This window comes from Paraburkholderia youngii, assembly GCF_013366925.1.
Classification (GTDB): Bacteria; Pseudomonadota; Gammaproteobacteria; order Burkholderiales; family Burkholderiaceae; genus Paraburkholderia; species Paraburkholderia youngii.
Map to the genome: position 1 here is coordinate 181,842 of NZ_JAALDK010000001.1, position 26,570 is coordinate 208,411.

Annotated in this window: 24 protein-coding genes and 1 tRNA gene; 13 read left to right on the forward strand and 12 right to left on the reverse strand. The window is 63.8% G+C overall.

Going from position 1 to position 26,570, the window contains the following annotated elements; translation table 11 throughout:
* Window positions 1-303: 303 nt before the first annotated feature.
* On the forward strand, window positions 304-1,515 hold the full coding sequence (locus tag G5S42_RS00870; RefSeq protein WP_176105121.1) for an MFS transporter: 1,212 nt from the start codon (window positions 304-306) through the stop codon (window positions 1,513-1,515).
* Window positions 1,516-1,578: 63 nt separating this feature from the next.
* Here G5S42_RS00870 and G5S42_RS00875 read toward each other — a convergent pair.
* The 4 genes from G5S42_RS00875 to G5S42_RS00890 form a co-directional block, all read right to left on the reverse strand.
* Window positions 1,579-1,655, reverse strand: a tRNA-Met gene (locus G5S42_RS00875).
* Window positions 1,656-1,741: 86 nt separating this feature from the next.
* Window positions 1,742-3,400, reverse strand: coding sequence for an MFS transporter (locus G5S42_RS00880; protein ID WP_176105122.1), 1,659 nt, complete (start codon window positions 3,398-3,400; stop codon window positions 1,742-1,744).
* Window positions 3,401-3,629: 229 nt separating this feature from the next.
* The gene (locus G5S42_RS00885) at window positions 3,630-5,168 is read right to left on the reverse strand and encodes a sensor histidine kinase (protein ID WP_176105123.1); all 1,539 of its coding nucleotides are present in this window, start codon (window positions 5,166-5,168) and stop codon (window positions 3,630-3,632) included.
* 9 nt (window positions 5,169-5,177) lie between these two features.
* A complete protein-coding gene (locus G5S42_RS00890) occupies window positions 5,178-5,975 on the reverse strand; it encodes a response regulator transcription factor (RefSeq protein WP_176105124.1) in 798 nt (265 codons plus the stop codon).
* 254 nt (window positions 5,976-6,229) lie between these two features.
* Here G5S42_RS00890 and recA point away from each other — a divergent pair, with 254 nt between their 5' ends.
* From recA to G5S42_RS00935, 9 genes are all read left to right on the forward strand, one after another.
* Window positions 6,230-7,306 (forward strand): recombinase RecA, encoded by a 1,077-nt coding sequence (gene recA, locus G5S42_RS00895; RefSeq protein WP_176105125.1) that lies wholly within the window; start codon window positions 6,230-6,232, stop codon window positions 7,304-7,306.
* 7 nt (window positions 7,307-7,313) lie between these two features.
* Window positions 7,314-8,081 (forward strand): recombination regulator RecX, encoded by a 768-nt coding sequence (gene recX, locus G5S42_RS00900; protein ID WP_176105126.1) that lies wholly within the window; start codon window positions 7,314-7,316, stop codon window positions 8,079-8,081.
* A 128-nt stretch (window positions 8,082-8,209) separates the two neighbouring features.
* A complete protein-coding gene (locus G5S42_RS00905; RefSeq protein WP_176105127.1) occupies window positions 8,210-8,884 on the forward strand; it encodes a DUF2889 domain-containing protein in 675 nt (224 codons plus the stop codon).
* A gap of 57 nt (window positions 8,885-8,941) precedes the next feature.
* Complete coding sequence (gene sucC, locus G5S42_RS00910) at window positions 8,942-10,111, forward strand: ADP-forming succinate--CoA ligase subunit beta (RefSeq protein WP_013090442.1); 1,170 nt, start codon at window positions 8,942-8,944, stop codon at window positions 10,109-10,111.
* Window positions 10,112-10,241: 130 nt separating this feature from the next.
* Window positions 10,242-11,123 carry a succinate--CoA ligase subunit alpha gene (sucD, locus tag G5S42_RS00915; RefSeq protein ID WP_008920420.1) on the forward strand — a complete coding sequence of 294 codons (882 nt, stop codon included), beginning with the start codon at window positions 10,242-10,244 and terminating at the stop codon, window positions 11,121-11,123.
* Between the two features lie 164 nt (window positions 11,124-11,287).
* Entirely contained in the window at window positions 11,288-11,992 is a 705-nt protein-coding gene (locus G5S42_RS00920) for a TerC family protein (RefSeq protein ID WP_176105128.1), read from the forward strand.
* Between the two features lie 157 nt (window positions 11,993-12,149).
* Window positions 12,150-12,773 (forward strand): pilin, encoded by a 624-nt coding sequence (locus G5S42_RS00925; RefSeq protein ID WP_176105129.1) that lies wholly within the window; start codon window positions 12,150-12,152, stop codon window positions 12,771-12,773.
* Between the two features lie 1,163 nt (window positions 12,774-13,936).
* Window positions 13,937-15,643, forward strand: coding sequence for a group II intron reverse transcriptase/maturase (ltrA, locus tag G5S42_RS00930; RefSeq protein WP_176105130.1), 1,707 nt, complete (start codon window positions 13,937-13,939; stop codon window positions 15,641-15,643).
* Between the two features lie 125 nt (window positions 15,644-15,768).
* Window positions 15,769-17,553: a PglL family O-oligosaccharyltransferase gene (locus G5S42_RS00935; RefSeq protein WP_176105131.1), complete on the forward strand. Its 1,785-nt coding sequence runs from the start codon at window positions 15,769-15,771 to the stop codon at window positions 17,551-17,553.
* A 57-nt stretch (window positions 17,554-17,610) separates the two neighbouring features.
* Here G5S42_RS00935 and G5S42_RS00940 read toward each other — a convergent pair whose 3' ends face one another.
* Both G5S42_RS00940 and moaC read right to left on the reverse strand, forming a co-directional pair.
* A complete protein-coding gene (locus G5S42_RS00940; RefSeq protein ID WP_246391773.1) occupies window positions 17,611-18,030 on the reverse strand; it encodes a nucleotide pyrophosphohydrolase in 420 nt (139 codons plus the stop codon).
* Window positions 17,993-18,472: a cyclic pyranopterin monophosphate synthase MoaC gene (gene moaC, locus G5S42_RS00945; protein WP_176105132.1), complete on the reverse strand. Its 480-nt coding sequence runs from the start codon at window positions 18,470-18,472 to the stop codon at window positions 17,993-17,995. The genes G5S42_RS00940 and moaC overlap by 38 nt, the downstream gene beginning before the upstream one ends.
* Before the next feature lie 188 nt (window positions 18,473-18,660).
* On the opposite strand from moaC, the gene G5S42_RS00950 reads away from it, so the two are divergent.
* Window positions 18,661-20,394, forward strand: coding sequence for a M48 family metalloprotease (locus G5S42_RS00950; RefSeq protein WP_176105133.1), 1,734 nt, complete (start codon window positions 18,661-18,663; stop codon window positions 20,392-20,394).
* 30 nt (window positions 20,395-20,424) lie between these two features.
* Here the strand turns inward: G5S42_RS00950 and G5S42_RS00955 are convergent, their stop codons facing one another.
* From G5S42_RS00955 to G5S42_RS00980, 6 genes are all read right to left on the reverse strand, one after another.
* On the reverse strand, window positions 20,425-21,003 hold the full coding sequence (locus tag G5S42_RS00955) for a DUF2946 family protein (RefSeq protein ID WP_176105134.1): 579 nt from the start codon (window positions 21,001-21,003) through the stop codon (window positions 20,425-20,427).
* Entirely contained in the window at window positions 20,996-22,048 is a 1,053-nt protein-coding gene (locus tag G5S42_RS00960) for a hydrolase (RefSeq protein WP_176105135.1), read from the reverse strand. Before G5S42_RS00960 ends, G5S42_RS00955 begins: the two co-directional genes overlap by 8 nt.
* Window positions 22,049-22,100: 52 nt before the next feature.
* Entirely contained in the window at window positions 22,101-22,547 is a 447-nt protein-coding gene (locus G5S42_RS00965; protein ID WP_176105136.1) for a nuclear transport factor 2 family protein, read from the reverse strand.
* 166 nt (window positions 22,548-22,713) lie between these two features.
* Entirely contained in the window at window positions 22,714-23,739 is a 1,026-nt protein-coding gene (gene waaF, locus G5S42_RS00970) for a lipopolysaccharide heptosyltransferase II (protein WP_176105137.1), read from the reverse strand.
* Between the two features lie 200 nt (window positions 23,740-23,939).
* Window positions 23,940-24,134: a zinc-finger domain-containing protein gene (locus G5S42_RS00975; RefSeq protein ID WP_013090430.1), complete on the reverse strand. Its 195-nt coding sequence runs from the start codon at window positions 24,132-24,134 to the stop codon at window positions 23,940-23,942.
* Between the two features lie 74 nt (window positions 24,135-24,208).
* Window positions 24,209-25,132 (reverse strand): branched-chain amino acid transaminase, encoded by a 924-nt coding sequence (locus G5S42_RS00980; RefSeq protein ID WP_176105138.1) that lies wholly within the window; start codon window positions 25,130-25,132, stop codon window positions 24,209-24,211.
* 226 nt (window positions 25,133-25,358) lie between these two features.
* Here G5S42_RS00980 and G5S42_RS00985 point away from each other — a divergent pair, with 226 nt between their 5' ends.
* Entirely contained in the window at window positions 25,359-26,114 is a 756-nt protein-coding gene (locus G5S42_RS00985; RefSeq protein ID WP_176105139.1) for an AzlC family ABC transporter permease, read from the forward strand.
* Window positions 26,111-26,434: a branched-chain amino acid transport AzlD family protein gene (locus tag G5S42_RS00990; protein WP_176105140.1), complete on the forward strand. Its 324-nt coding sequence runs from the start codon at window positions 26,111-26,113 to the stop codon at window positions 26,432-26,434. The genes G5S42_RS00985 and G5S42_RS00990 overlap by 4 nt, the downstream gene beginning before the upstream one ends.
* Window positions 26,435-26,570 lie beyond the last annotated feature (136 nt).

Here is a 26,570-nt window from a genome sequence, read left to right on the forward strand (position 1 = left end):
TGCCAGACTTTCTCGGGGCGCTATTCTCTCAAGAGACGGAGCTGCCAACGAAACCCGCGGCGCTTCACTGCCCATACTCTGCGACGCTGCTGCTCGTCGTTCGTTCCATCGATCGCGATGAACGAGCCGAACCCAGCGCTGGGCATTTCCCACACTTCATCAGCAATTCTTGCGCCGCCGTCGATCACGCGCCACACGGGTATCCGACTCAGCCATGCCATAAGATGTAGCGGTCGTAGCGAACTGCGCTAGCGCTCGCATGCGCCGTGCCGTTTCGACCTGTTATTTGATGCCATCTATCGAATGCGAAACGAACCGCAAGTCAATGCCGTCCGGCAGATTCCACGCAGCGTGTGGGTTCTAGGATGTGTGAGTCTTTTCATGGACATCTCATCCGAAATCATCCACAGCCTGCTGCCGATGTTTCTGTTGGCGAGCCTTGGCGCCGGGGCCGGCGCGATTGGGCTCATCGAAGGCGTCGCGGAGGCCACGGCCCAAATCGTCAAGGTGTTTTCGGGAACGCTAAGCGACTACCTCGGCAACCGAAAGTGGCTCGCCGTAGCCGGGTATGCGCTCGGCGCGATGAGCAAGCCGCTTTTTGCCATTGCGTCGTCGGTGGGAGTCGTGGTGACGGCGCGCGTCATCGACCGTGTCGGCAAGGGCATTCGCGGTGCGCCTCGCGATGCGCTCATTGCAGATGTCACGCCGCAGCACCTGCGTGGCGCGGCCTTCGGCCTGCGCCAATCGCTCGATACGGTCGGTGCGTTTCTCGGACCGCTGCTGGCGGTTCTCATCATGCTGATCTGGGCAGACAATTTTCGGCTTGCGTTCTGGCTTGCCGTCATTCCTGGGGTGCTCGCGGTCGCGCTGTTGACGTTCGGTATCACCGAGCCTGAGCACGAGCCTCCTGCCCAAAGAAGCAACCCTGTGCGGTGGCAGAGTCTCAGTGACCTTGGTTTGGACTACTGGTGGGTCGTAGGGATAGGGGCTGTGTTCGCGTTGGCGCGATTCAGCGAGGCTTTTCTGGTTCTTCGTGCGATGAGCAGCGGCGTACCGATTGCGCTCGTTCCGCTGGTCATGGTGGTAATGAATGTGGTCTACGCGCTGTCCGCTTATCCATTCGGAAAGCTCGCGGACACGATGCGTCATACGCGGCTGCTGATCGGTGGTCTGGTCGTGTTGATCGGCGCCGACCTCGTGCTGGCACACGGCAGCCACTGGAGCATGGTCGTCGTCGGGGTAGCGCTTTGGGGGCTGCACATGGGGATGACGCAAGGCCTGCTCGCCACGATGGTCGCGCACACGGCGCCAGCGCATTTGCGTGGGACTGCGTTTGGTTTCTTCAATCTGCTGAGCGGCATCGTGACGCTGGTTTCGAGCGTTATCGCAGGTCAGTTGTGGGAACGTGTGGGTGCAGCCATGACGTTTTATGCGGGTGCGGCCTTCGGGCTGATGACCGTCGTGGCGCTTCTCTTTCACCCGACACCGGCCGGATCGGGTAACGACCTGAGTTGACGTGGCAGCGGTGAAAAACAAAAAAGCCGCTGTCCTTGTGGGACAGCGGCTTTTTCTTGAAGCTGGTGGCGAATCAGGGACTCGAACCCCGGACCTGCGGATTATGATTCCGTCGCTCTAACCGACTGAGCTAATTCGCCGAAAGAAGCGAGATTATGCTGGGGCAACCGGAGGCTGTCAACCCCCGGCGCACAAGTTTTTCAGATAGCCCAGACTGGCGGTCCGCTCAATCTTTTGCGTAGATATCCGAGTCCTTGGTCTCGCGCACGAACAGCATGCCGATCACGAAGGTGATCGCCGCGATGATGATCGGATACCAGAGCCCCGAGTAGATGTTGCCCCGCGCCGCGACGATCGCGAACGCGGTCGCCGGCAGGAAGCCGCCGAACCAGCCATTGCCGATGTGATACGGCAGCGACATCGACGTATAACGGATGCGCGTCGGGAACATCTCGACCAGCATCGCCGCGATCGGACCGTAGACCATCGTTACGTAGATCACGAGGATCGTCAGGACCACGATGCTCATCGGCCAGTTGATCTGAGCCGGATCGGCCTTCGGCGGGTAGCCGGCGGCCTTCAGCGTCGCGGCGAGCGTCTTCTCGAAGGCCTTGGCTTGCTCCTTCGCATCCGGGGCGCGGCCGTCGAACGTGTTGACGACCGTATCACCCACGCGGATCTGCGCGATCGTGCCGGCCGGCGCCGCGACGTTGTCGTAGTTCAGGCCGGCTCGCGACAGCGCGCCCTTCGCGATATCGCACGAGGTCACGAACTTAGCCGTGCCCACCGGGTTGAACTGGAACGAGCACTCGCCCGGATCGGCGATCACGACGATCGGCGACTTCGCGGTCGCGGCTTCGAGCGCCGGGTTCGTGTAGTGCGTGAGCGCCTTGAACAGCGGGAAGTAGGTCAGCGCGGCGATCAGCAGACCGGCCATGATGATCGGCTTGCGGCCGATCCGATCCGACAGCGAGCCGAAGAACAGGAAGAACGGCGTGCCGATCAGCAGCGCGAGCGCGATCATGATGTTGGCACTCGTGCCGTCGACCTTCAGCGTCTGTGTGAGGAAGAACAGCGTGTAGAACTGGCCCGTGTACCACACGACAGCCTGGCCGGCCGTCAGGCCGAGCAGCGCGAGAATCACGACCTTCAGGTTCTTCCACTGGCCGAACGCTTCGGAGAGCGGCGCCTTCGAGGTCTTGCCCTCGGCCTTGATGCGCGCGAACACCGGCGACTCATGCAGTTGCAGGCGAATCCACACCGACACCGCGAGCAGCAGGATCGACACGACGAACGGAATGCGCCAGCCCCAGGCGCCGAACGAGTCTTCGCCCATGAAAGTGCGTACGCCGAGGATCACGAGCAGCGACAGGAACAGGCCGAGCGTCGCGGTGGTCTGGATCCACGCGGTGTAGAAGCCGCGGCGGTTCGCCGGCGCGTGTTCGGCCACGTAGGTCGCGGCGCCGCCGTACTCGCCGCCGAGCGCGAGACCCTGCAGCAAACGCATCGCGATGAAGATAACCGGCGAAGCGATGCCGATCGCGGCATAGCCCGGCAGGAAGCCGACGAGGAACGTCGACAGGCCCATGATGATGATCGTGATCAGGAACGTGTACTTGCGCCCGACCATGTCGCCGAGCCGCCCGAATACGATCGCGCCGAACGGCCGCACCGCGAAGCCCGCGGCGAAGCTGAGCAGCGTGAAGATGAACGCCGCGGTCGGATTGACGCCGGAAAAGAAGCTCTTGCTGATGAAGGCCGCAAGCGAGCCGGCCAGATAAAAGTCGTACCACTCGAAAACCGTACCCAGCGACGATGCGAAGATCACCCGCTTCTCATCGCGCGTCATCGGCGCGTGCGAGAGTTGCCCGCCAACGGTAGCCATATGTCGTCTCCAATATTGATATACACACGGATCGCCAGCGCAGGCGTCCCCGTGCAACCGATTATTGGAGTGGAAACTTACGGCGTTCTGACTCGACGCCAAAACCTGGGGTAGTCCGGTAAACCGGCGAACAGGCAATCAATTTCGGTCATTGTGCGGCGATATTTGCGCAATCCGCGCTGAAATATCTCAAAAACACGCTGACGATCAAGCTGACGATCCGGCCGTGTTAGGGTAAGTCCCGCCCCCGTTCGAGCACCTGCAAGCTGACGCGCACCAGGGTGCCGGCGAGCCGCGGCGACTCCTGGTAGACGTTGTCGTCGATGGCGAGCTCGCCGCCGTGCATCGCCGCGATCTCGCGCACGATCGCGAGACCGAGGCCGCTGCCGTCGCCCTCGCGGCCCAGAATCCGGTAGAAGCGCTCGACCACGCGCGAGCGCTCGCTGGCCGGAATGCCGAGCCCGGTGTCCTCGACTTCCAGATGCACGAGCCGCGCCGGGGCGTCGTGGCGCACGCGCACGGTGATGCGGCCGCCCGCCGGCGTATACCGGATCGCGTTGTCGATCAGATTCGACAGCATTTCGCGCAGCATCACCGGATTGCCAGCGACTTCGACCGGCTCGTCGGGTGCTTCGTAGCCGAGGTCCATCTGCTTCGCGAGCGCGGCCTGCACCCATTCGCGCACCGCGCTGCGGGCGAGTTCGCCGAGTTCGACCGGCGTGAAGATCTGCCCCGACCGACGGTTCTCCGCGCGCGCGAGCGCGAGCAGCTGTGTGACGAGCCGCGCGGCGTGCTCGGAACTGGTCGCGATCTGTTCGAGCGAGCGATGCACCTCGGCCGACGCGTTCTGGCGCAGCGCAAGCTCGGCCTGCGTGCGCAGGCCGGCGAGCGGCGTTTTCATCTGATGCGCGGCGTCGGCGATGAAGCGCTTTTGCAGCTCCATGTTCTGTTCGAGGCGCGTGAGCAGATCGTTGAACGACGTGACGAGCGGCTCGATTTCCGGCGGCGCGCGGCGCGCTTCGAGCGGCGACAGATCGTCCGGCCGGCGCGCGCGGATATGCGCCTGCAGCGCATGCAGCGGTTCCAGCCCGCGCGACAGCCCGAACCACACGAGCAGGATCGCGAGCGGCAGAATCACGAACTGCGGCAGGATCACGCCCTTGATGATGTCGTTGGCGAGCTGGCTGCGCTTGTCGAGCGTTTCGGCGACCTGCACCAGCACGGGCTGCGCGCCCGGCGTCTGCGGAAACTCGACGGTCGTATACGCGACGCGGATGTCATTGCCGCGCAGCACGTCGTCGCGGAATTCGACGAGGCCCGGTGGCGGGCGGTCCTCCTCGTGCGGCAGCGGCATGTCGCGCTCGCCGGCCACCAGCTCGCCGCGCGTGCCGAGCACCTGAAAGAACACGCTGTCGACGTTGTCGGCGCGCAGGAAATCGCGCGTCGACTCGGGCAGCGACAGCTCCGCGACGCCGTTGACCGGATGGATCTGGCGCGCGAGCACATAGGCGTCGGTTTCGAGCGCGCGGTCGAACGGGCCGTTCGCGATCGACTTCGCGACCAGATAGGTGACCGCGAGGCTCATCGGCCACAGCAGCAGCAGCGGCGCGAGCATCCAGTCGAGAATCTCGCCGAACAGGGAGCGCGGACGCGCTTCGGCGGCGGCTTCGGTTTCGTCGGGCGGGGCGAACGGGTTGGCGTAGCGCGCGTCGCGCGCCTCGTCGAGGTCCGCCGCGTGCGCCGTGGCGCGATCAGCGCGTGCGGACATCGCTGGCCTCTATTTGTAGTGATGGCTCGCCGGCATCGCGGCAGACGACGGCGCGGTGGATGGTGGTGCCGCTTGTGCCGCTTGTGCCGTTTGCGGCTCGGAGCCGGCAGCGGCGGCGGGCGTGTTCGCATTCGCCGGCGGCGCCGCTTTTTCGAGGCAGTAGCCGAGCCCGCGCACGGTGATGATGCGCACGCCGCTCGGCTCGATCTTCTTGCGCAGCCGGTGCACGTAGACTTCGATCGCGTTGTTGCTGACTTCCTCGCCCCATTCGCAAAGATGGTCGACCAGCTGCTCTTTCGAGACCAGCCGGCCGATCCGTTGCAGCAGCACTTCGAGCAGACCGAGCTCGCGCGCGGACAGATCGATCACCTGGTCGTTGACATAGGCGATGCGGCCCACCTGATCGAACGACAGTGAGCCATGCCGCACGACGGTCGGGCCACCGCCGGCACCGCGCCGCGTCAGCGCGCGCACGCGAGCTTCGAGTTCGTTCAGCGCGAAGGGCTTGGCCATGTAATCGTCGGCGCCGAGGTCGAGGCCTTTGACGCGTTCGTCCACACTGTCTGCGGCGGTCAGGATCAGCACGGGCAGGTTCGAATTGCGCGCGCGCAGGCGGCGCAGCACCTCGAGCCCGGACATGCGCGGCAGGCCCAGATCGAGGATCAATAGGTCGAACGTCTGCATTGACAACGCGGTATCGGCTTCTACGCCGCTTTTGACGTGATCGACCGCATAGGCCGATTGGCGGAGTGATCGAACCAGACCGTCCGCGAGTATGCTGTCGTCTTCGGCAATCAGAATTCGCATGGTGCGCCAGCCTGGCTTTGCCGGCACCGTGGGGCTTGCCCCGGCGCGCAGCGGTCTCCGAACATTATTGTGGGTAGTGGGGGTGACGCGACAGTAAAAATGCGCGTTCGCATGATAATCGCGCTTGCCAAAACCACTGTTTTTTTATACAGTGTCTGCGTTTCGTGTGATGTCCTGCAGGCTCCGCTCAATTCGAGTGAAACCACGGGTGCACACCTGCCTCAGACGCCGTTCATCATAGCAAAGGACGATTCATGGAAGAAAGCAAGAAAGGCTCGGCTGGACTGACTGCTGAAAAGAGCAAGGCTCTCGCCGCCGCGCTCGCGCAGATCGAAAAGCAGTTCGGCAAAGGGTCGGTCATGCGGCTCGGCGCAGGTGAGGCAGTCGAAGACATCCAGGTGGTCTCCACCGGATCGCTCGGCCTCGACATCGCATTGGGCGTCGGCGGTTTGCCGCGCGGCCGCGTGGTCGAAATCTACGGTCCGGAATCGTCCGGTAAAACCACGCTGACGCTTCAGGTCATCGCCGAAATGCAGAAGCTCGGCGGCACCGCGGCGTTCATCGACGCGGAACACGCGCTGGACATTCAATACGCGGGCAAGCTCGGCGTGAACGTCGCCGACCTGCTGGTCTCGCAGCCGGACACCGGCGAGCAGGCGCTCGAAATCGCCGACGCGCTGGTGCGCTCGGGCTCGATCGACATGATCGTGATCGACTCGGTGGCGGCGCTGGTGCCGAAGGCGGAAATCGAAGGCGAAATGGGCGACTCGCTGCCGGGTCTGCAGGCGCGTCTGATGTCGCAGGCACTGCGCAAGCTGACCGGCACGATCAAGCGCACGAACTGCCTCGTGATCTTCATCAACCAGATCCGCATGAAGATCGGCGTGATGTTCGGCAACCCGGAAACCACCACGGGCGGTAATGCGCTGAAGTTCTACGCGTCGGTGCGTCTGGACATCCGCCGCATCGGTTCGATCAAGAAGAACGACGAAGTGATCGGCAACGAAACGCGCGTGAAGGTTGTCAAGAACAAGGTGTCGCCGCCGTTCCGCGAAGCGATCTTCGACATCCTGTACGGCGAGGGCATCTCGCGTCAGGGCGAAATCATCGACCTCGGCGTGCAGGCGAAGATCGTCGACAAGGCTGGCGCATGGTACAGCTACAACGGCGAGCGGATCGGTCAGGGCAAGGACAACGCGCGTGAATTCCTGCGCGAAAATCCGGACATCGCTCGCGAAATCGAAAACCGTATCCGCGAATCGCTGGGCGTCACCGCGATGGCGGACGCCGTGACTGGCGCGGGCGCTGAAGTCGCGGACGAAGAAGAGTAAGCATCACGTGATACGCAAAGGCCGGCCGCTGTCCGGTTCCGACTCTGGACGCCATCCGGACGGCCCGCGCGACACGGCGGATGGATCGCCAGATTCCGGCGATCCATTCGATCCGTTCGAATCGTTCGACGCACACGACCGCGCCTCAGGCCGCGGGCCGCAGCGTACACGGTCTGCATCCCCTGCAGCATCGTCCAGCCCGGATTTCTCCGGGCGCGATTCCCGCCCCCCCTCCGAAGTCACCTACAGCCGTTCGCGTCGCCAGGCCGACGAAGTGAAGCCGGGGCAGGCCGACCAAGACGACAGCAGAAAATCCCAACGCCCAGCCCGTTCGCTGAAAGCACGGGCGCTCGGCTATCTGTCGCGTCGCGAATATAGCCGCGCCGAACTCGCGCGCAAGCTGAAGCCCTACGTCGAGGAAACCGATTCGCTCGACACGGTGCTTGACTCGCTGGAAGCCGAAAACTGGCTATCGGACTCGCGCTTCGCGGAAAGTCTGGTTCACCGGCGCGCATCGCGGCTTGGCACGAGCCGCATTCTCGGTGAACTGAAGCAGCACGCGCTGAACCCGGCGGTCGTCGAAGAGGCGAGTGCGCAATTGCGTGCAACCGAACTCGCGCGCGCCCAGGCGGTCTGGCTCAAGAAGTTCGGCCAGCTGCCACAAACGCCGGCGGAGCGCGCGAAGCAGGCGCGCTTCCTGGCGTCGCGTGGCTTCTCCGGCGCGACGATCGGCAAGATCCTGAAGGGTATCGACGACATCTGGGACGGCGACTAGCACGTCAGCCCTGACGGCCGTCGATTGCCACGCCATAACCCGGCGCGAGGCCGTGCGCAATCGGGGCTGTCCCAAATACCCGTTATGCTAAAATCCAAAGGTTTTCCAATCCGGCCTTTCCTTCCCGCATGTCGCTCTCCCCGCCAGTGTCCCGTCAGTTGCGCCATCGTCGCGCAATCAGAGCGGAAGCTTACGAGCGAGCCGATGGCCTGTGGGATGTGGAAGCGTGCCTGACCGACGAAAAGCCTCGCGATGTGGCGCTTCCGTCGGGAATCCGGCCCAATGGTCAGCCGATCCATGAACTCTGGCTTCGCATCACCATCGATCGCAAGCTCAACGTCGTCGACGCCGAGGCGTCGTCCGACTGGGTGCCCTATCCAGGGTTATGCCAGGCCAGCAATCCCGCCTACCGTGCCCTCATCGGGCTCAATCTGTTCCATAACTTCCGTCGCGATGCTGCCCGTTTGCTGGCCGGCACGGCCGGTTGCACGCATCTCACCGAGCTGTGCGCGATGCTGCCGACCGCCGCGATCCAGGCGTTCGCCGGCGAAGTTTGGAACACCGATGAAGGCACGCCGGGCGCGAACGCGGGTTCGGGAGACGAATCGTCTAACGGCACAGGCGAGCATTCCAACGACAAGCCGCCATTCCAGCTGGGACGCTGCCATGCGCTGCGTTTCGACGGCGAGGCGGTGAAACAGTTTTATCCGCGCTGGTATGGCCACGCACCGCGTCCGGCGGAACGCGCGGCCTCGTCGGACGACGCGGCGGCCCGCGCACGAGGCGGCGACGCGTCGGCCTGAACGGCGGCAAAACGGAATCGAAGTTCTATCCAACTCTCAGACTGAAGGGAATCACGCATGAAGATTCACGAGTACCAGGGTAAGGAAATCCTGCGGAAATTCGGCGTCGCGGTACCGCGCGGCAAGCCGGTCTTCTCGGTGGATGATGCGGTCAAGGCCGCGGAAGAGCTCGGCGGCCCGGTGTGGGTCGTCAAGGCTCAGATCCACGCAGGTGGCCGTGGCAAGGGCGGCGGCGTCAAGGTCGCCAAGTCGCTGGAACAGGTTCGCGAGTACTCGAACCAGATCCTCGGCATGCAGCTCGTCACGCACCAGACCGGTCCGGAAGGCCAGAAGGTGAACCGCCTGCTGATCGAAGAAGGCGCCGACATCAAGAAGGAACTGTATGTCGGTCTCGTGATTGATCGCGTTTCGCAGAAGATCGTCGTGATGGCGTCGAGCGAAGGCGGCATGGACGTCGAAGAAGTCGCGGAAAAGACGCCTGAGCTGATCCACAAGGTTGCAGTCGATCCGTCGACCGGCCTGAAGGACTCGGAAGCAGACGACCTCGCGAAGAAGATCGGCGTGCCCGACGCTTCGATCCCGCAAGCCCGCGCGATCCTGCAAGGCCTGTACAAGGCATTCTGGGAAACCGACGCATCGCTCGCCGAAATCAACCCGCTGATCCTGACCGGCGACGGCAAGGTCATCGCACTCGACGCGAAGTTCAACTTCGACTCGAACGCGCTGTTCCGTCACCCGGAAATCGTCGCGTACCGCGATCTGGACGAAGAAGATCCGGCTGAAATCGAAGCGTCGAAGTTCGACCTCGCGTACATCTCGCTTGACGGCAACATCGGCTGCCTCGTGAACGGCGCTGGCCTCGCCATGGCAACGATGGACACCATCAAGCTGTTCGGCGGCGAACCGGCGAACTTCCTCGACGTCGGCGGTGGTGCGACGACCGAGAAGGTCACCGAAGCGTTCAAGATCATGCTGAAGAACCCGAACCTGACCGCGATTCTGGTCAACATCTTCGGAGGCATCATGCGCTGCGACGTGATCGCGGAAGGCGTGATCGCGGCGTCGAAGGCCGTGTCGCTGAAGGTGCCGCTCGTGGTCCGCATGAAGGGCACGAACGAAGACCTGGGCAAGAAGATGCTCGCTGAATCCGGCCTGCCGATCATCTCGGCGGACAGCATGGAAGAAGCGGCTCAGAAGGTCGTCGCAGCTGCTTCGGGCAAGGCGTAAGCCACCTGTCTACGGCGCATTTACCAGCTCATTTGCCAAAATGACGAGTGGCGGCGCGCGAGCGACACAGGCGTGAAGTATCGCGCCGGGTGGCGCTACCGCGCGACGCCAAACGAACAGAGGTCAATACATGTCGATTCTGATCAACAAAGACACCAAGGTCATCACGCAGGGCATCACCGGCAAGACCGGGCAGTTCCACACGCGTGCTTGCCGTGAATACGCAAACGGCCGCGAAGCGTACGTCGCGGGCGTGAACCCGAAGCGTGCGGGCGAAGATTTCGAAGGCATCCCCATCTACGCGAGCGTCGCTGAAGCCAAGGCTGAAACGGGCGCGACCGTGTCGGTGATTTACGTTCCGCCGGCAGGCGCTGCCGCGGCAATCTGGGAAGCCGTCGAAGCCGACCTGGATCTCGCAATCTGCATCACGGAAGGCATCCCCGTCCGCGACATGATCGAGATCAAGGACCGTATGCGTCGCGAAAACCGCAAGACGCTGCTGCTCGGACCGAACTGCCCGGGCACGATCACGCCGGACGAGCTGAAGATCGGCATCATGCCGGGTCACATCCACCGCAAAGGCCGCATCGGCGTCGTGTCGCGTTCGGGCACGCTGACGTATGAAGCAGTCGGCCAGCTGACCGCGATCGGCCTCGGCCAGTCGTCGGCAGTCGGTATCGGCGGCGACCCGATCAACGGTCTGAAGCACATCGACGTGATGAAGATGTTCAACGACGATCCGGATACGGACGCCGTCATCATGATCGGCGAAATCGGCGGTCCGGACGAAGCGAACGCTGCCGAGTGGATCAAGGGCAACATGAAGAAGCCGGTGGTTGGCTTCATCGCTGGCGTCACGGCGCCTCCGGGCAAGCGCATGGGCCACGCCGGCGCGCTGATCTCGGGCGGTGCGGACACCGCTGAAGCGAAGCTGGAAATCATGGACGCATGCGGTATCAAGGTCACGAAGAACCCGTCGGAAATGGCGCGGCTTCTGAAGGCGATGCTGTAAATCGAATCCGCGTGCCGTAGGCGCGCGATTTTGATACGCTTTCGAAGTCCTTTCGTGAGCGAGCGGTCCCGAAAAGCGGGGGAGTGCAGACTCCCCCGCTTTTTTTCGTCCGTGCTCGCGCCGTGTTTCTGTCCGCCCGGTCGATTTTTTCTTATTCTTTTTCCATGCTGGAATTCTTCACGACGCTCAATTGGGGCGCGGTCTTTCAGATCATCGTCATCGACGTTCTGCTCGGTGGCGATAACGCGGTCGTCATTGCGCTCGCCTGCCGCAGTCTGCCGCAGTCGCAGCGCATGCGCGGCATCGTGTGGGGAACCGCCGGCGCGATCGTGCTGCGCGTCGTGCTGATTGCGTTCGCAGTCGCGCTGCTCGACGTGCCGTTCCTGAAGTTCGCGGGCGGCCTGCTGCTGCTGTGGATCGGCGTGCGCCTGCTGGCGCCCGCGCACGACGTTCACGACAAGGTGAAGCCGGCCGACAAGCTGATCTCGGCGGTGAAGACGATCATCATCGCGGACGCGGTGATGAGCGTGGACAACGTGATCGCGATCGCCGGCGCTGCCGAAGCCGCGGAGCATGAGCACCGGTTGGCTCTGGTGATCTTTGGCCTCGTCGTGAGCATTCCGCTGATCGTGTGGGGCAGCCAGCTGATTCTGAAGCTGCTCGATCGCTTTCCGGGCATCGTGCTGTTCGGCGCGGGTCTGCTCGGCTGGATCGCGGGACGCCTGATGGTCAACGACCCGGCCGGCGACCGCTGGCCGATCCTCGATACGCCCGTCGCCGAATACGGGATGAGCATCGCGGGCGCGCTGTTCGTCGTGATCGTCGGTTATCTGTTGAAGCGCCGCAACGCGAAACGCGCGGCGGTGTGAGCATGGCATTGACGGTGCGCCGCTGCCTAAGCCGTGATGCCGTCCGAATGCAAGCCTGGCCATCCGGCTGACTGTGACGCGCGAGCGTCGCTCGCTACGATTGAAACGCCTGTTCCCGATCCACGGGCCGGGCGTTTCTCGTATCAGGAGTCTGCCGATGATCGTTACCTTGCCATATTCCCCTTACTCCCAATCGACGCAATTCTCGCGCAGGTCACGCCGCGCACGCTGGCGCGAGAATTGGTTCACGCGCCTCTGCCGGCGCTGCGGCCTCGGGTTCACGTTGATCGAGTTGATGATCGTGCTGGCGATCGTCGGCGTGATCGCCGCCTATGCGATTCCCGCGTATCAGGACTATCTGGCGCGCAGCCGGGTCGGCGAGGGCTTGTCGCTCGCGGCGTCGGCGCGGCTCGCGGTGGCCGAAAACGCCGCGAGCGGCAACGCGTTCAGCGGCGGTTATGCGTCGCCGCCTGCCACACGCAACGTCGAGTCCATCCAGATCGACGACGACACCGGCCAGATCACGATCACGTACTCGACGCGCGTCGCGCAGGCCGGCGCGAACACGATGACGCTGGTGCCCTCGGTGCCGGACAACGCCGATGCGCCGAGCGCACGCGTCGCGTTGAGCAAGGACACGGTGCAGACCGGTGCGCTGACGTGGGAATGCTTTGCGAGCGGCAAGAGCGCGTCGTCGCTGCCGGCGCCGGGGTCGGGGCCGATGCCGGGTGAAGCGCCGACGCTCGCCGCGAATCTGGCGCCGCCAGAGTGCCGTTCGTAAGGGGGCGGATGAACGAGCGAGGCGACGGCCGAGCGCTCACCGGACGACTCGTAGCCACAACGTAAAGGGCTGATTTGCAGCCTATTTCGGCCGAACCGGCGCACAGTGCAACGAAATTTTTGTATAGTGCGCCGGTTGGTGCGACACGCACGCTCGTGTCCGTTCGCTCACGTTACGAGCATCGACTGCAGTAAAGATGTGCTTGAGGCCCCTTCGGGGGTGATTTCTAGTAGCTGAGTGCGTGGTCCTTCGGGACTACGCCCCATATTTTTTTGTGAAGCGTGATTCGGGCTTGTCCAGCCGGAGAATCGCATTGTATTGACCTGATTACCGTCAGGTTCCGCCCAGTCAGCGGCTTCATCTCCGCCGACCAGGCGGGATGTCGTGTGCAATTCCTGCGCTTTAACAGCAACGGATTCGCAAACCGATACGAGCGAAAGCTCGGTGTGTCATTGTTTTGCCTTGCCTGATGTCCGGGTGAGGAAGGGAACCTGCTGTACGACCAGCAGTAGCCTAGGAAGACATGCGTCACTGGCAACGGTGGGGTGTGAAGCTCTTCTGACAATGTAGCCCCCGGAGGTTTCGGGCAGATCGGCTCCGCGAGGAACGATCTGGAGACTCCCAGCAGCAAGGGGGTTGAGGAGCTAGGCTGGCTGATATGGTTAATGTAAGTGAACTGCTGATAAACCTCGTAAGCACTGAGGAGCCAAAGCTGCTTGAACATTGGGCTCTAACCAAAAGGTACGTGGCTGGTTAATCCGCTCAACCGTCGGATTACGTCGTCACTTAGCCACCGGGGAAGAGGCAGAACCTACGTCAGTCGTGTGACATGCCGGGAACGTGGTAAGCCTGTATGGTTGCCAGCGCAGTAGGGCTGGCAGGCGAACCGCAAGGGACGCTGTTGATCGTGCAGGTAGGGGAGGACGGAAAAAGCGAAAGCCGGGCTGTAATGGTTCGGATAGGGGTTGGGACATCACCCCACGCGAAAGCGGGCAGACTTCCGTCTGGTCTACCGTCGCAAGACGGCTGACTACCCTCTGTAACTTGGTCAGATGCAGGAGCATGCGCCTGCATTGAGTTTTGTTGTTCCCCAGCGGGGTGTATCTGCCCCGCTGGGGGAGATGCGCCTTCTGTCTGGGGACTTTTCCAGGTAGGAGAGCAGCATGAAAGTATCTGGTCGAAAGACCGGATCTGCGCTTTCCCACGCGCCGGACAACTGGCACGCCGTAGATTGGCGTCGGGTTGAACGGAACGTGAGAGGGATGCAGATTCGAATTGCGAAGGCGACGCGAGAAAGTGACTGGCGCAGGGTGAAAGCCTTGCAACGGATGCTGACTCGCACGTTGTCCGCAAAGCTGTATGCGGTACGACGTGTTACGCAGAACCAAGGTGCGCGAACGGCTGGAGTCGATCGCGAGCTATGGGATTCGCCTGAAAGCCGATGGCTTGCTGTCGGCAGGTTGAAGCGGCACGGATATAAGCCTCTGCCTCTACGGAGAGTCTTTATCCCCAAGGCCAATGGGAAGGAACGCCCTCTGGGCATTCCGACCATGCAGGACAGGGCGATGCAAGCCTTGTATCTGCTGGCCTTGGAGCCGGTAGCAGAGTCGACGAGCGACCCGAACTCTTATGGGTTCAGGCTAAATCGTTCGACGGCTGATGCGATGTCTCAGATTTTCGTTGTCATGGCCCGTCGCCGTTCCGCGCAATGGGTACTTGAGGCGGACATCAAGGGATGCTTTGACCACATCAACCATGAGTGGCTGGAAAACAATGTCCCGATGGACAGGGTGATCCTTCGCAAATGGTTGAAGGCTGGCCTGATTTACAAAGGGCAGCTACAGGCGACGGAGGCCGGTACGCCGCAGGGAGGCATCATTTCCCCGACGCTGGCAAACGTGACGCTGAACGGGCTGGAACGCGAACTGATTGCGCACCTCGGTGCGAAATTTGGGATCGGGAAGGCGAACAAGCTGAAAGTGAATGTTGTGCGATACGCGGACGACTTTGTCATCACCGGCGACTCGCAAGAGATGCTGGAACACGAAGTCAGACCTTGGATAGAAACCTTCCTTGAGGTACGGGGATTGCAACTATCGCAGGAGAAGACCCGGATCGTTCACATTGACGAAGGCTTTGATTTCCTCGGGTGGAATTTCCGGAAGTATTCGGGAACGCTGCTCATCAAGCCGAGCGGGAAGAACGTGCGGACGTTCTATCGCAAGGTGGCGGATATCATCAGCGGTCACAAGGCGGTAAAGCAGGAGGAGTTGATCCGATTGCTGAATCCGATGCTACGAGGCTGGGCGCAATATCACAGCCCTGTAGTAGCCAAGCAGGCGTATAGCCGCATGGAGTCGCTGGTGTTTTACAGGCTCTGGCGGTGGTCGAAGCGGAGGCATCCGAACAAGAGCGCGGATTGGGTGAGACGGAAGTACTTTCACTCGCTCGGCAATCGGCATTGGGTGTTCGCCGCTCCCGTAGTTCAAGAGGACGGCAGCAAGGGTTTGCTTGAGCTGTACCAGATCAGCGGTACGGACATCAGGCGCCACAGGAAGGTCAAAGGGGAATTCAATCCGTTTGATCCAATGTGGGAGCAGTACAGCGAGCAATTGCGGCAGGAGCGCATGGAGTACTCGATGCGTTATCGCAAGCAATGGGTATCGCTGTACAAATCACAGGGCGGCTTGTGTGCGCACTGTGGTTGGGCTTTGACGAACGAGACCAGTTGGCACGACCATCATCTGGAATATCGGATGCATGGTGGGACCGACGCTCTGTCGAACAGGGTTCTGCTCCACCCCGACTGCCACCGGCAGGTACACGTTGGTAAACTTGTGGTAACTAAGCCGGCTCCGTCGTTGCTCTGACGGGGCTTTGTAAAGAAATATGTAGGCTTGAGCCGTATGCGGGGAAACTCGCACGTACGGTTCTTAGGGGGCCCCTTTTCCGCAAGGAAGAGGGGCTACCCTACCTGACGCCCACCGTTGATTCGATGCCCACCCCTTTCGCGCGCTACCTGTCTCTCGTACTGCTGGCTCTTGCGTTGATCCTCCCCTACGCGGTTGCCAACCATACGTATCCGATCCCAACTTTTTACGCCGAATTCACCTCGCTCGGGCTGTATCTGCTGACCGGGGCGGCCGTCGTGCTGATGGTCGCGACCACGCGGCCGCGCGTGAGCTTCGCGTCGCCCACGGTCGCGCTCGTGCCCTTGCTGTTCGGCCTCGTGCTGGTCGTGCAGACCTTCGTGCTGCCGGTCGCGAAGCCGTCGATGAACTGGCTCGGCGCGGGCTTCCTGCTCGCTGCGTGGATGGCCGTGCATGTGGGCTATGGCTTCGCGCGCGTGAAACTCGACGAGACCGCGTTGCGCTGGGCGGCGGGGGCGTTGATCGTCGGCGGTCTGTTCGCGGTGTTCAGCCAGGTGATCCAGCTGTTTCACCTCGAGACGCGTGTGGCGCCGCTCGTCGTTGCGTACAACCTCACCGTCGATCGCCGGCCGTTCGGCAACATGGCGCAGGCGAACCACCTCGCGACCTATATCGCGTTCGCGATGGCGGGCGCGCTGTACCTCGTGCAGACGCGCCGCATCGCGCTGCCTATCTGGCTGCTCGTGTCGACGATTTTCTCGGTCGGCCTCGCGCTGACCGTGTCGCGCGGTCCGTGGCTGCAGATGGGTGTGATCGTCGTGGCCGGCTTCTGGATGGCGTTCGCGCAGACCCGCAACGAACCGCAATCGCGCCGTAGCAACCGTGACTGGCTGGTGCCGATCGCGCTCGCGGTGCTGTTTTTCGTGGTCAATGCGGTGATTCGCTGGGCCAATGCGCGCTTTCACCTTGAACTCGGGCAGTCGGCGGCCGAGCGCTTCCAGGATGCCGGCCAGATCGCGCCGCGCATCGCGCTATTGAAATACGGCTGGACGATGTTCAAGCAGCATCCGCTGCTCGGCGTCGGCTGGGGCGAATTTCCGCGCTATCAGTTTGAGCTCGTCAGGCAACTGGGCGGCGTCGAAATCGCCAACAACTCGCATGACATCTTCGTCGATCTGCTCGCGAAAACCGGTCTGATCGGTCTAGGAATCGTGCTCGTGGGTCTCGTCGCGTGGCTCGTGCGTGTCGTGCGTGCGCCGCAAAGCGCCACGCGCGTGTTCGGCATCGCGCTGATCGGCGTGCTGACGATGCATGCGCTCGTCGAGTATCCGCAGCAGTACATGTTCTTCCTGTTGCCCGCGATGTTCGTGTTCGGCTTGCTCGAAACGCGGCCGTTGCGCGCGGTGCCCGCGAATCTGTCGCTCGGCGCGTTCGCGGTCGTGGTATTCGGCGGACTCACCGCGCTGTATCCGATCTATCGCGACTATGCGCGTGCCGAGGTGCTGTACTACGGCCAGCGTCCAGCCGAACAGTACAGCGCCGCCCCGTCGTTCATGTTCGGCGCGTGGGGCGAATACGGTCTCGCGACGCTGCAGCCGATGAATCCGCTGAACCTGCAACGCAAGCTCGCGATGCACAAGCAGGCGATCGCGCTATTGCCGGGCGAAACCGTGCTGCGTCGCTACGCGGTGCTGCAGGCGCTGACTGGCGATACCGCGGCGGCGCTCGATACGGTCGAACGCCTGCGGATTTTCGCCGAGGAGCTGAAGGACTGGCCCGCGCAGCTCGGCTATCTGTACCAGCTCGTCGACGAGCAGAAGTCGCTCGCGGGCTTCAAGGAGCAGTTGGTGAAGCGCTACGGCACGCCGGCAGCCGATGCGGTACCGGACGACGACAGCGACGAAGACTGATCGAACCACGGGGGCTCGAGCATGCTCCCGCCAAGGCAGGCCTCCGCGCCTCGAAGTTCAAAGCTCTGAATACTTCGCGGCGGTGCCTTTAGCCTTGTCGACGGGGTAGCGCGCTTCGTTCAGCTGCAGTTTTTCCGCTGCCGCGTCAACGAGATCGAAGCCCGCGGTATGGGCCACCAGCAGCAGGTACATGAAGACGTCGGCGCACTCGTGCCGGAGGTTCGTCGATTGCTCGGGATCGCTGAGCAACGTGTCGATCTGCGCGTCGGACTTCCATTGAATCGTCTCCAGAAGCTCGCCGGCTTCGATGCCGGTGGAGACGATCAGATTGCGCAACGTATGAAACTGCCGCCAGTCGCGCGCGTCGCGAAACGCCAGTAGCTGCTTGAGCAGTTCGTCGATGGTCATGTTGCTACCCGGATAGTTGTCGATCCGCGCTTCATGCTTGCGCGACCCAATCCCCCGACTTTCCCCCATGCTTCTCCATCACCTTCACATCGGTGATGGTCATGCCGCGATCCACCGCCTTGCACATGTCGTACACGGTCAGCAGCCCGACCTGCACGGCGGTGAGCGCTTCCATTTCGACGCCCGTGCGTCCAAGCGTCTCGACCTGGACCGTGCAATGCACGCCGGGCATCTGCTCGTCGAGTTCGAAGTCGGCCTTCACGCGTGTAAGCGCGAGCGGATGGCACAGCGGAATCAGATCGGCGGTGCGCTTCGAGGCCTGGATCGCCGCGATCCGCGCGACGCCGATCACGTCGCCCTTTTTGGCGTTGCCGTCGCGGATCAGCGCGAGCGTGTCGGGCAGCATGCGGATCGAGCCACGCGCAATCGCGATGCGCCTGGTCTCCTGCTTGCCGCCGACATCCACCATATGCGCGTCACCAGACGCATCGAAATGTGTGAGTTCAGGCATGGTTGACTCCTTCAGAGGGCGCCTATCATAGCAGTGCGGCGTGGCCCCGAATCGTCGTGGCGACTGGTTACACTTGCGCTGTGTCGTGCCCTGCGTTTTGCCTCGTACGCGTCCTTCGACGCCCTTGCCCGCTATCTTAGTCCGGGCCACGGGCGACTTTTTTTCGACTTCGTCAGACCGGCTTCGCGATGCGTTCAAAACGATTCCTCGCTGCGTTGCTATCCGTCGCCCTCGCAATGCCGCCCGGCGCGTTCGCGCAATCGACTGGCGGGGCGGCCATCACGCCGGGAACCTCGTCGTCCGAGGCGCCGCTCGTCAGCGGCCCCAGCGATGAGCATGCCGAGTCGATCCTGCCGCCCGACATCGCGCGCGGCGTGTTCGGCACCTACGGCGGCGCGCAGAGCCGTTTTTCCGATGGCGGCGCTAGCGGCAGCAATGGCGGCAAAACCGGCAGCAACGACTGGCGCGCGCCGATCGTCGCGCAGCAATTGCCCGATCTCGGCAGCGGCGGCGCCGGTTCGCTGACTCCACAGGCCGAACGCAAGCTCGGCGAGCGCGTGATGCGCGACATACGCCGCGACCCCGACTATCTCGACGACTGGCTCGTGCGCGACTACCTGAATTCGGTCGCCGCCAAGCTCGCGGCCGCGGCCAGCGCGCTGTACATCGGCGGTTATCGTCCGGATTTCGAACTTTTCGCGGTGCGCGACGCACAGATCAACGCGTTTTCGCTGCCGGGCGGTTTCATCGGCGTGAACACGGGGTTGATCGTGGCGACGCAGACCGAGTCCGAACTCGCGGCGGTGCTGGGTCACGAGATGGGGCACGTGCTGCAGCGGCACATCTCGCGGATGATTTCGAACGGCGAGCGCGGCGGCTACGCGGCGCTCGTCGGCGTGCTGTTCGGCGTGCTGGCAGGCGTACTCGCGCATAGCGGCGACCTCGGCAGCGCGATCGCGCTCGGCAGCGAGGCGTATGCGGTCGACAGCCAGTTGCGCTTCTCGCGATCGGCCGAGCAGGAGGCGGACCGCGTCGGCTTTCTGCTGCTCGCCGGCGCCGGCTACGATCCCTACGCGATGCCGACGTTCTTCCACCGGCTCGACCGCGCGGCGATGAACGACAACGGCATTCCGGCCTACGCGCGCACGCATCCGCTGACCGGCGAGCGGATCGCCGACATGGAGGACCGCGCGCGCCGCGCGCCATACCGGCAGCCGCATCAAGACTCCGAGTACGGCTTCGTGCGGGCGCGCGCGGGTCTGTTGGAAGGCCATTCGCGCAGCGAATACGCGGACGAGATTTCGCGCTTGCGCTCGGAAATCGAGGACCGCACCGCGCTGAACGTCGCGGCGAACTGGTATGGCATCGCGTACGGGCAGATGTTGCTCGAGCGCTACGACGACGCGGCCGCCTCGCTCGCGAACGCGCGCGCGACCTTCGTCTCGGGCGCGCGTGCGGAAGGCGAGCCCGAGCGCGATTCGCCGAGTCTCGACGTGCTCGCGACCGACATCGCGCGGAGTGCCGGTCACGCCGACGAAGCCGCGCGTCTCGCCGAGTTCGCGCAGAAGCGCTGGCCGCAGTCGAACGCCGCGATCGACATGCATATCCGCACGCTGCTGACGCTGCACCGTTTCGCCGACGCGCAGGCGCTCGCGAAGCAGGAAACCCGGGCGCACCCCGATCAACCCGCGTGGTGGCTGTATCTCGCGCAGGCGAGTGCGGGCAGTGGCGATGCGTTGACGCAGCATCGCGCGATGGCGGAGAAGTTCGCGCTGGAGGGCGCGTGGCCATCGGCGATCCGGCAGTTGAAGGACGCGCGCGACCTGAAGACGATCGGCTATTACGACCTCGCGACCGTCGACGCGCGTCTACACGAGATGGAGAACCGCTACAAGGAGGAGCGGCTCGACGAGAAGGGGTAGGGTGGACGCAGGCGCACGCCGGCGCGGGCGTCAGACCTGCGCCGCCGCCGGGCTCGCGACGAAGCCGAAGCGCGCGGCCACCTGATCGCGTCGCACGCTTTGCAGCGGCAGTGAGAGTTGAGCGCTCCAGTGGAATGCGCCGCTCAATGAGCCGTCGTCGGCGAGCGTCGCGTGATCGGAGAAGATCTCCAGATCGTGATCGTGCAGCGCCGCGATGCGTGCCGGCTGCGAGCGATCGGCGAACAGAATGCCGCCGTCTTCATCGACGAACACCGCCGCCGGCTCGAACGCGCCGCCGCCCTGGTCGTGCAGCGCGAGCGTGCCATCCGCGCGCGTGGACAATCTGACCACCCACGGCGTGTAAGCCAGCTCGACATAAACCCGCTGCGGCCCGTTCTGGAAATACCACTGCCCGCGCTCATCGGCCTCATAGTTCCGGTTGATGAATCCCAGCAGCGCCTCGTGCCGGATCGGCACGCCGTGCGCGCCGCTCGCCTGGGCCGCTTCGTCGCGCATGCGCCAGTTGCCGCGCCTGTCGAGCATCAACCAGCCCGTGCAACTCGGCACGTTCGGCCATTTGGCGAGCGACTGTTTGACGATGTCATCCATGATCGACGTGTCGCTCCAGATAGCCGAACACGCGCCGCGACAGCCAGTCGATGCGGCCCGGGAACGGCCCGGTCATGAAACCCGCGTGGCCGCCGTGCTCAGGCTGATAAAGCTCGACCGCCGCCGACACCTCATGTCGCGACGGCAGCGCTTCGGCCGGCAGAAACGGGTCATTGCGCGCGTTGAGCACCAGCGTGGGCACTTGAATGAGCGGCAGCAGCGGGCGGGTGGTTGCGGTGCTCCAGTAGTCGTCGGTATTGCGAAAGCCGTGCAGCGGCGCGGTCACGACGTTGTCGAACTCGTACATCGTGCGGCTCGCGAGCATCGCGTCGCGATCGAACAGGCCCGGGAACTGCTCGAGCTTCTGATTGGCCTTGTGCTTCAGCGTCTTCAGGAAGCTGCGCGTGTAGACGAGGCCGAAGCCCTGCGACAGCGCGCGGCCGCCCGCATGGACGTCGATCGGTGTCGAAATCGCGGCGGCGGCGGCTACCACCTGCGCCGCATCGTCTTGCCGCTCGCCGAGCCAGCGCAGCAGCACGTTGCCGCCGAGCGACACGCCCGCCGCGACCACCGGCCCTCGATGCGCGGCGCGCAGGCGGCGCAGGATCCAGTCGACCTCGTTGCTGTCGGCCAGATGGTAGAAGCGCGGCAGCCGGTTCAGCGGGCCGCTGCAGCTGCGAAAGTGCGGCACGACGCCGTGCCAGCCGTATTCGCGCGCGGCGGCCATCAGCGCGACCGCGTAGTGCGACGACGAACTGCCTTCGAGGCCGTGGAACAGCACGAAGAGCGGGGCGGTATCGGTGGGGGGCGCATCGTGCGCGACCCAGTCGAGATCGATGAAATCGCCGTCCGGCGTGTCCCAGCGCTCGCGCCGAAACGACACGGCGGGGCGGCGCGCGAACAACGACGGGACGATCGTCTGCACATGCCGGTTGGGCAGCCAGAGCGGCGCGCGGTACAGCAGCTCGACGGTCGCCTCGGCGGCGGCCGTCACCCTGGCGGGGGCCGTACCGGAGGAAGCGGGTTTATGTAACGTCGAACTCATACCGGCGGAAAAGCGAAAAAACGTGAGTCTGAATCTGTCGTGGTGCGGCGCGTCAGTGCAGCGGGCCCTGGCCATGCCGCATCTTGGTCGCGAACTGGCTGGCGGCCTCGTTCGGCATCGGGCTCGCGTGAATATGCGCAATGCGCCATTCGCCGCGTTCATGGACCATTACGTAGGTGGTGAAGACCATCGCGGGCGTGGCGGTCGGATCGGCCGGACGATGCGCTTCGGCAATCGCATAGACGACGGTGCCGAGGCTGTCGTAGACGCGGATGTCGAGCGGCTCGATCGACACCGGCAGCGCTTCGAGCTGAGCCTGCAAGCCATTGCGGATGTTCTCGAGACCGTGCAGATGCGAGCCGTCCGCGCAGATGCAGCTGACGAACTCCTCGTCGATCCACAAACCCATCAAGCTGTCGATATTGACCTCGGCGACGGCCTGATAGTAGGCGTTCAGGGTATCGGCGGCGGCTTCGAAGATATGGGCAAAACGTGGCATGGCTCGTCAGTCTCTAGTGCGCGGCGCGCGGTTGCGGGTCAGCGGTAGCGGGACGGTCCAGAGTGCCGGACCATCGCCCCCGGCGTCAGCTTGCCCGTGCCGCAAGGCGCGAACATGACGCGACGCGCTCGGGGGCGTGCGGTGTTGCGTGCAAGTACCAGTTGGCTCAGCGCTGCGCGAGCAGCATGCCGCGCAAATCGCCAAAAACCTGCTCGGCGCTCAACTGCTTCAGACAGTTCAGATGACCGAGCGGGCACTCGCGCTCAAAACAGGGGCTGCATTCGAGATGAAGCCATTGTACCTTCGCGAGCTCGGACAAGGGCGGGGTGTGGCGCGGATCGGTCGAACCGAAAACGGCCACGAGCGGGCGGCGCAGCGCGGCGGCGACGTGCATCAGGCCGGAGTCGTTGGTGACCACCGCGTTGGCCCGCGCGATCAGCGCGCAGGCCTCGCCAAGCGCGGTCTGGCCGCACAGGTTGCGCACGTTCGGCGCTTTTTCGGCGATCGCCTGTGCGAGCGGCGCGTCTTTCGGCGAACCGAGCGCGACGATCTGCGTGTACGGGAACGACTGGCCGACCATCTGCGCGAGCGCGGCGAAGTGCTCGGGCGGCCAGCGCTTGGCGGGACCGTACTCGGCGCCCGGGCAGAACACCAGCAGCGGCACGCGGGTATCGAGGTTGAAGCGCGCGGATACGCGCGACGCCTCGTTCAGATCCGTGTCGAGACGCGGCATCGGCAGATCTTCGGGGACCTTGGCGCCGGGCGCGTAGGCGAGGGCGGCGTAGTGGCCGACCATCGGCGGCCGCGCGTCCTTGCGCGGATTCGCGTGACGCACGTTCAGCATGCCGTAGCGACTCTCGCCGGTGTAGCCGATGCGCAGCGGAATGCCCGCCAGCCACGGAATCAGCGCCGACTTGAACGAGTTCGGCAGCACGTAGGCCGCGTCGTAGCCGACGTCGCGCAGATCGCTCGACAGCTGCCAGCGGCGCAGCATCTGCAGCTTGCCGTGGGCGAGATCGGTCGCGTAGACGTCGCGGATTTCCGGCATGCGTTCGAGCACGGGGGCGACCCAGCTGGGCGCGACCGCGTCGATGACGATGCGCGGATGCAATTTCACGAGGCGCGCAAACAGCGGCTGCGCCATCAATGCGTCACCGATCCAGTTCGGTGCGATAACCAACGCGCGACGCATCAGAGTGGGTGTCCGGTGTCGATAACAAGCGCCGCGCGCGATGCGCGTGGCACTCGGATGGGTAAAAGGGGAAAGCGGAAAGCCGCGCGGCGCGAGGGCCTCGCGGGTCGTGCGATCGAGCCTGCGGCGCGGCGAGCGCGCGATCGGAAAGTCGCGCCTCGTGCCGCTGAAGCCGGCTCAGGACCGCTCGATGCGCTGGATCAATGACCCTTGATCACTTCGCCGTCGCGCAGCTTGTAGCGCGTGCTGCAATACGGGCAACGCGCTTCGCCGTGCGACACGTCGATGAACACGCGCGGATGCGCGCTCCAGCGCGGCATGGCCGGATTCGGACAATATGCCGGCAGATCTTTTGCCGTCAGTTCGACCAGCGGCATTTCCTTGATTTCGCTCATGACACTTTCTCGTTGTATGCGGGGTGCTTGCAGTGCGCCGCCGATGGGCGGCGCGGCGCATCTCGAAACGTCGCTCAGATTTTCGTGAGCCAGTGCGCGTACTTCTCGCTCTTGCCGTTCACGACGTCGAAGAAGGCGGACTGCAGCTTTTCGGTGATCGGGCCGCGCACGCCGGCGCCGATCTTGCGATTGTCGAGTTCGCGGATCGGCGTGACTTCGGCTGCCGTGCCGGTGAAGAACGCTTCGTCGCAGGTATAGACTTCGTCGCGCGTGATGCGTTTTTCGATCACCTGGATGCCCATGTCGCGCGCGAGCGTGATCACGGTGTCGCGCGTGATGCCGTCGAGGCACGATGACAGGTCAGGCGTGTACAGCTTGCCGTTGTTGACGAGGAAGAAGTTCTCCCCCGAGCCTTCCGACACGTAGCCGTCGACGTCGAGCAGCAGCGCTTCGTCGTAGCCGTCGGCGATAGCTTCCTGGTTCGCGAGGATCGAGTTCACGTACCAGCCCGACGCCTTCGCGCGCACCATCGACACGTTCACGTGATGGCGCGTGAACGACGACGTCTTCACGCGAATACCCTTGGTGATGCCGTCTTCGCCGAGGTAGGCGCCCCACGGCCACGCGGCGATCGCGACGTGAATCGTGTTGCCCTTGGCCGACACGCCGAGCTTTTCCGAGCCGACCCAGATGATCGGGCGCAGATAGCACGTCTCGAGCTTGTTCTCGCGGACCACTTCGCGCTGCGCGGCGGCGAGCGTTTCATGGTCGAACGGCACGTCCATCTGGAAGATCTTCGCCGAGTTCAGCAGGCGCTTGGTGTGCTCCTGCAGGCGGAAAATCGCGGTGGCGCCGTCGGCCGTCTTGTAAGCGCGCACACCCTCGAACACGCCCATGCCGTAGTGCAGCGTGTGGGTGAGCACGTGGATTTTGGCATCGCGCCAGTCGATGAGCTTGCCATCCATCCAGATCTTGCCGTCGCGGTCGGCCATTGACATACGGTTCTCCAGCAGGTGCGTTATGAGGTGCGGCCATGAGCGCAGGACATAGCCGGGAGCGCTATTTTAGCGTCTTTTGCACACACAACGGGCATTTGGGCGCACCCCGGACGCTATAATCCAGCGCACGCATAAATCAACTCCGGATGCGCCAGCGGGTGGTCTCGCAAGCTGGCGCCGGCCCGGCCTTCTTGACGGCGTTCCCTGCGCCCGCAATCTTCGCCCGATGCTCGCTCGACTGTCCGACACCGATCGCCGCGCTTTTCGTGAAGGCGCGCGCGCCTATGCCCCCACGCTGATGGCGATTTTTTCCTGGGGCCTCGTGACGGGCATCGCGATGAGCAAGTCCGTCCTGACGCTGCCGCAGGCGCTCACGATGTCCCTGCTGTGCTACGCCGGTTCGTCGCAGCTGGCGGTGCTGCCGCTCCTCGCGGCGAAGCTGCCGGTGTGGACCGTGCTGCTGACCGCGGCGATGGTCAACACCCGCTTCGTGATCTTCAGCGTTGGCCTCGCGCCGCACTTCTCGTATCTGCCGATGTGGCGGCGCATCGTGCTCGGCTATTTCAACGGCGACGTGATCTATCTGCTCTTCGTCAAGAAGAGCTTTCCGACCGGTTACGTGCCGGGCAAGGAGGCGTACTTCTGGGGCATGGCGGTATCGAGCTGGCTGTCGTGGCAGGTGTCGTCGATCGTCGGCATCCTGCTCGCGAGCCTGATTCCGGACAACTGGGGGCTCGCGCTCGCCGGTACGCTCGCGCTGTTGCCCATCATGGTGTCGGCGGTCGCGACGCGCTCCACGCTGGCCGCGGTCAGCGTGGCCGCCATCGTGGCGCTGCTCGCGCTCGATCTGCCGTATCGGCTCGCGCTGCCGTTCGCGGTGATCGCGGCGATCGTCGCCGGCAGCGCAGCCGACCTGATGATCGAGCGCGCGGACCTGCGCCGCATCCGCGGCGGGAACGATCGCGCCGGAGATTCCCGATGACCTCAACGCAAATCTGGCTCGCCATCTTCGGCATGACCTTCGTCACCGCGCTCACGCGCGCGATGTTCCTGATCGGCGGCGAGCGCACGGTGCTGCCGGCGCGCGTGCAGAAGATGCTGCGCTACGCGCCGGCCGCCGCGCTCGCCGCCGTGGTGGTGCCCGACGTGTTGACGACACCCGACGGACTGTCGTTGGCGGCTTCCAATCATGAGCTTTACGCGACCCTCGCCGGCCTCGGCTGGTTTTTGTGGCGCCGCACCATGCTCGGCACGATCGTGACCGGAATGGTCGTGTTCACGCTGATGCGCGTCTTCCTGTGATGGTCCGGCTCCAAGTGTGGAGATGATGCCGCGCCGCGCGGCAGCGACGGCCTCGCGCTCAAATACGCGAGATTCGCCGCGTCGCGGTCAGATGGCCGTTGGGATCAGTTAAAATGCCCTTTTCCGGGTTGAGCGC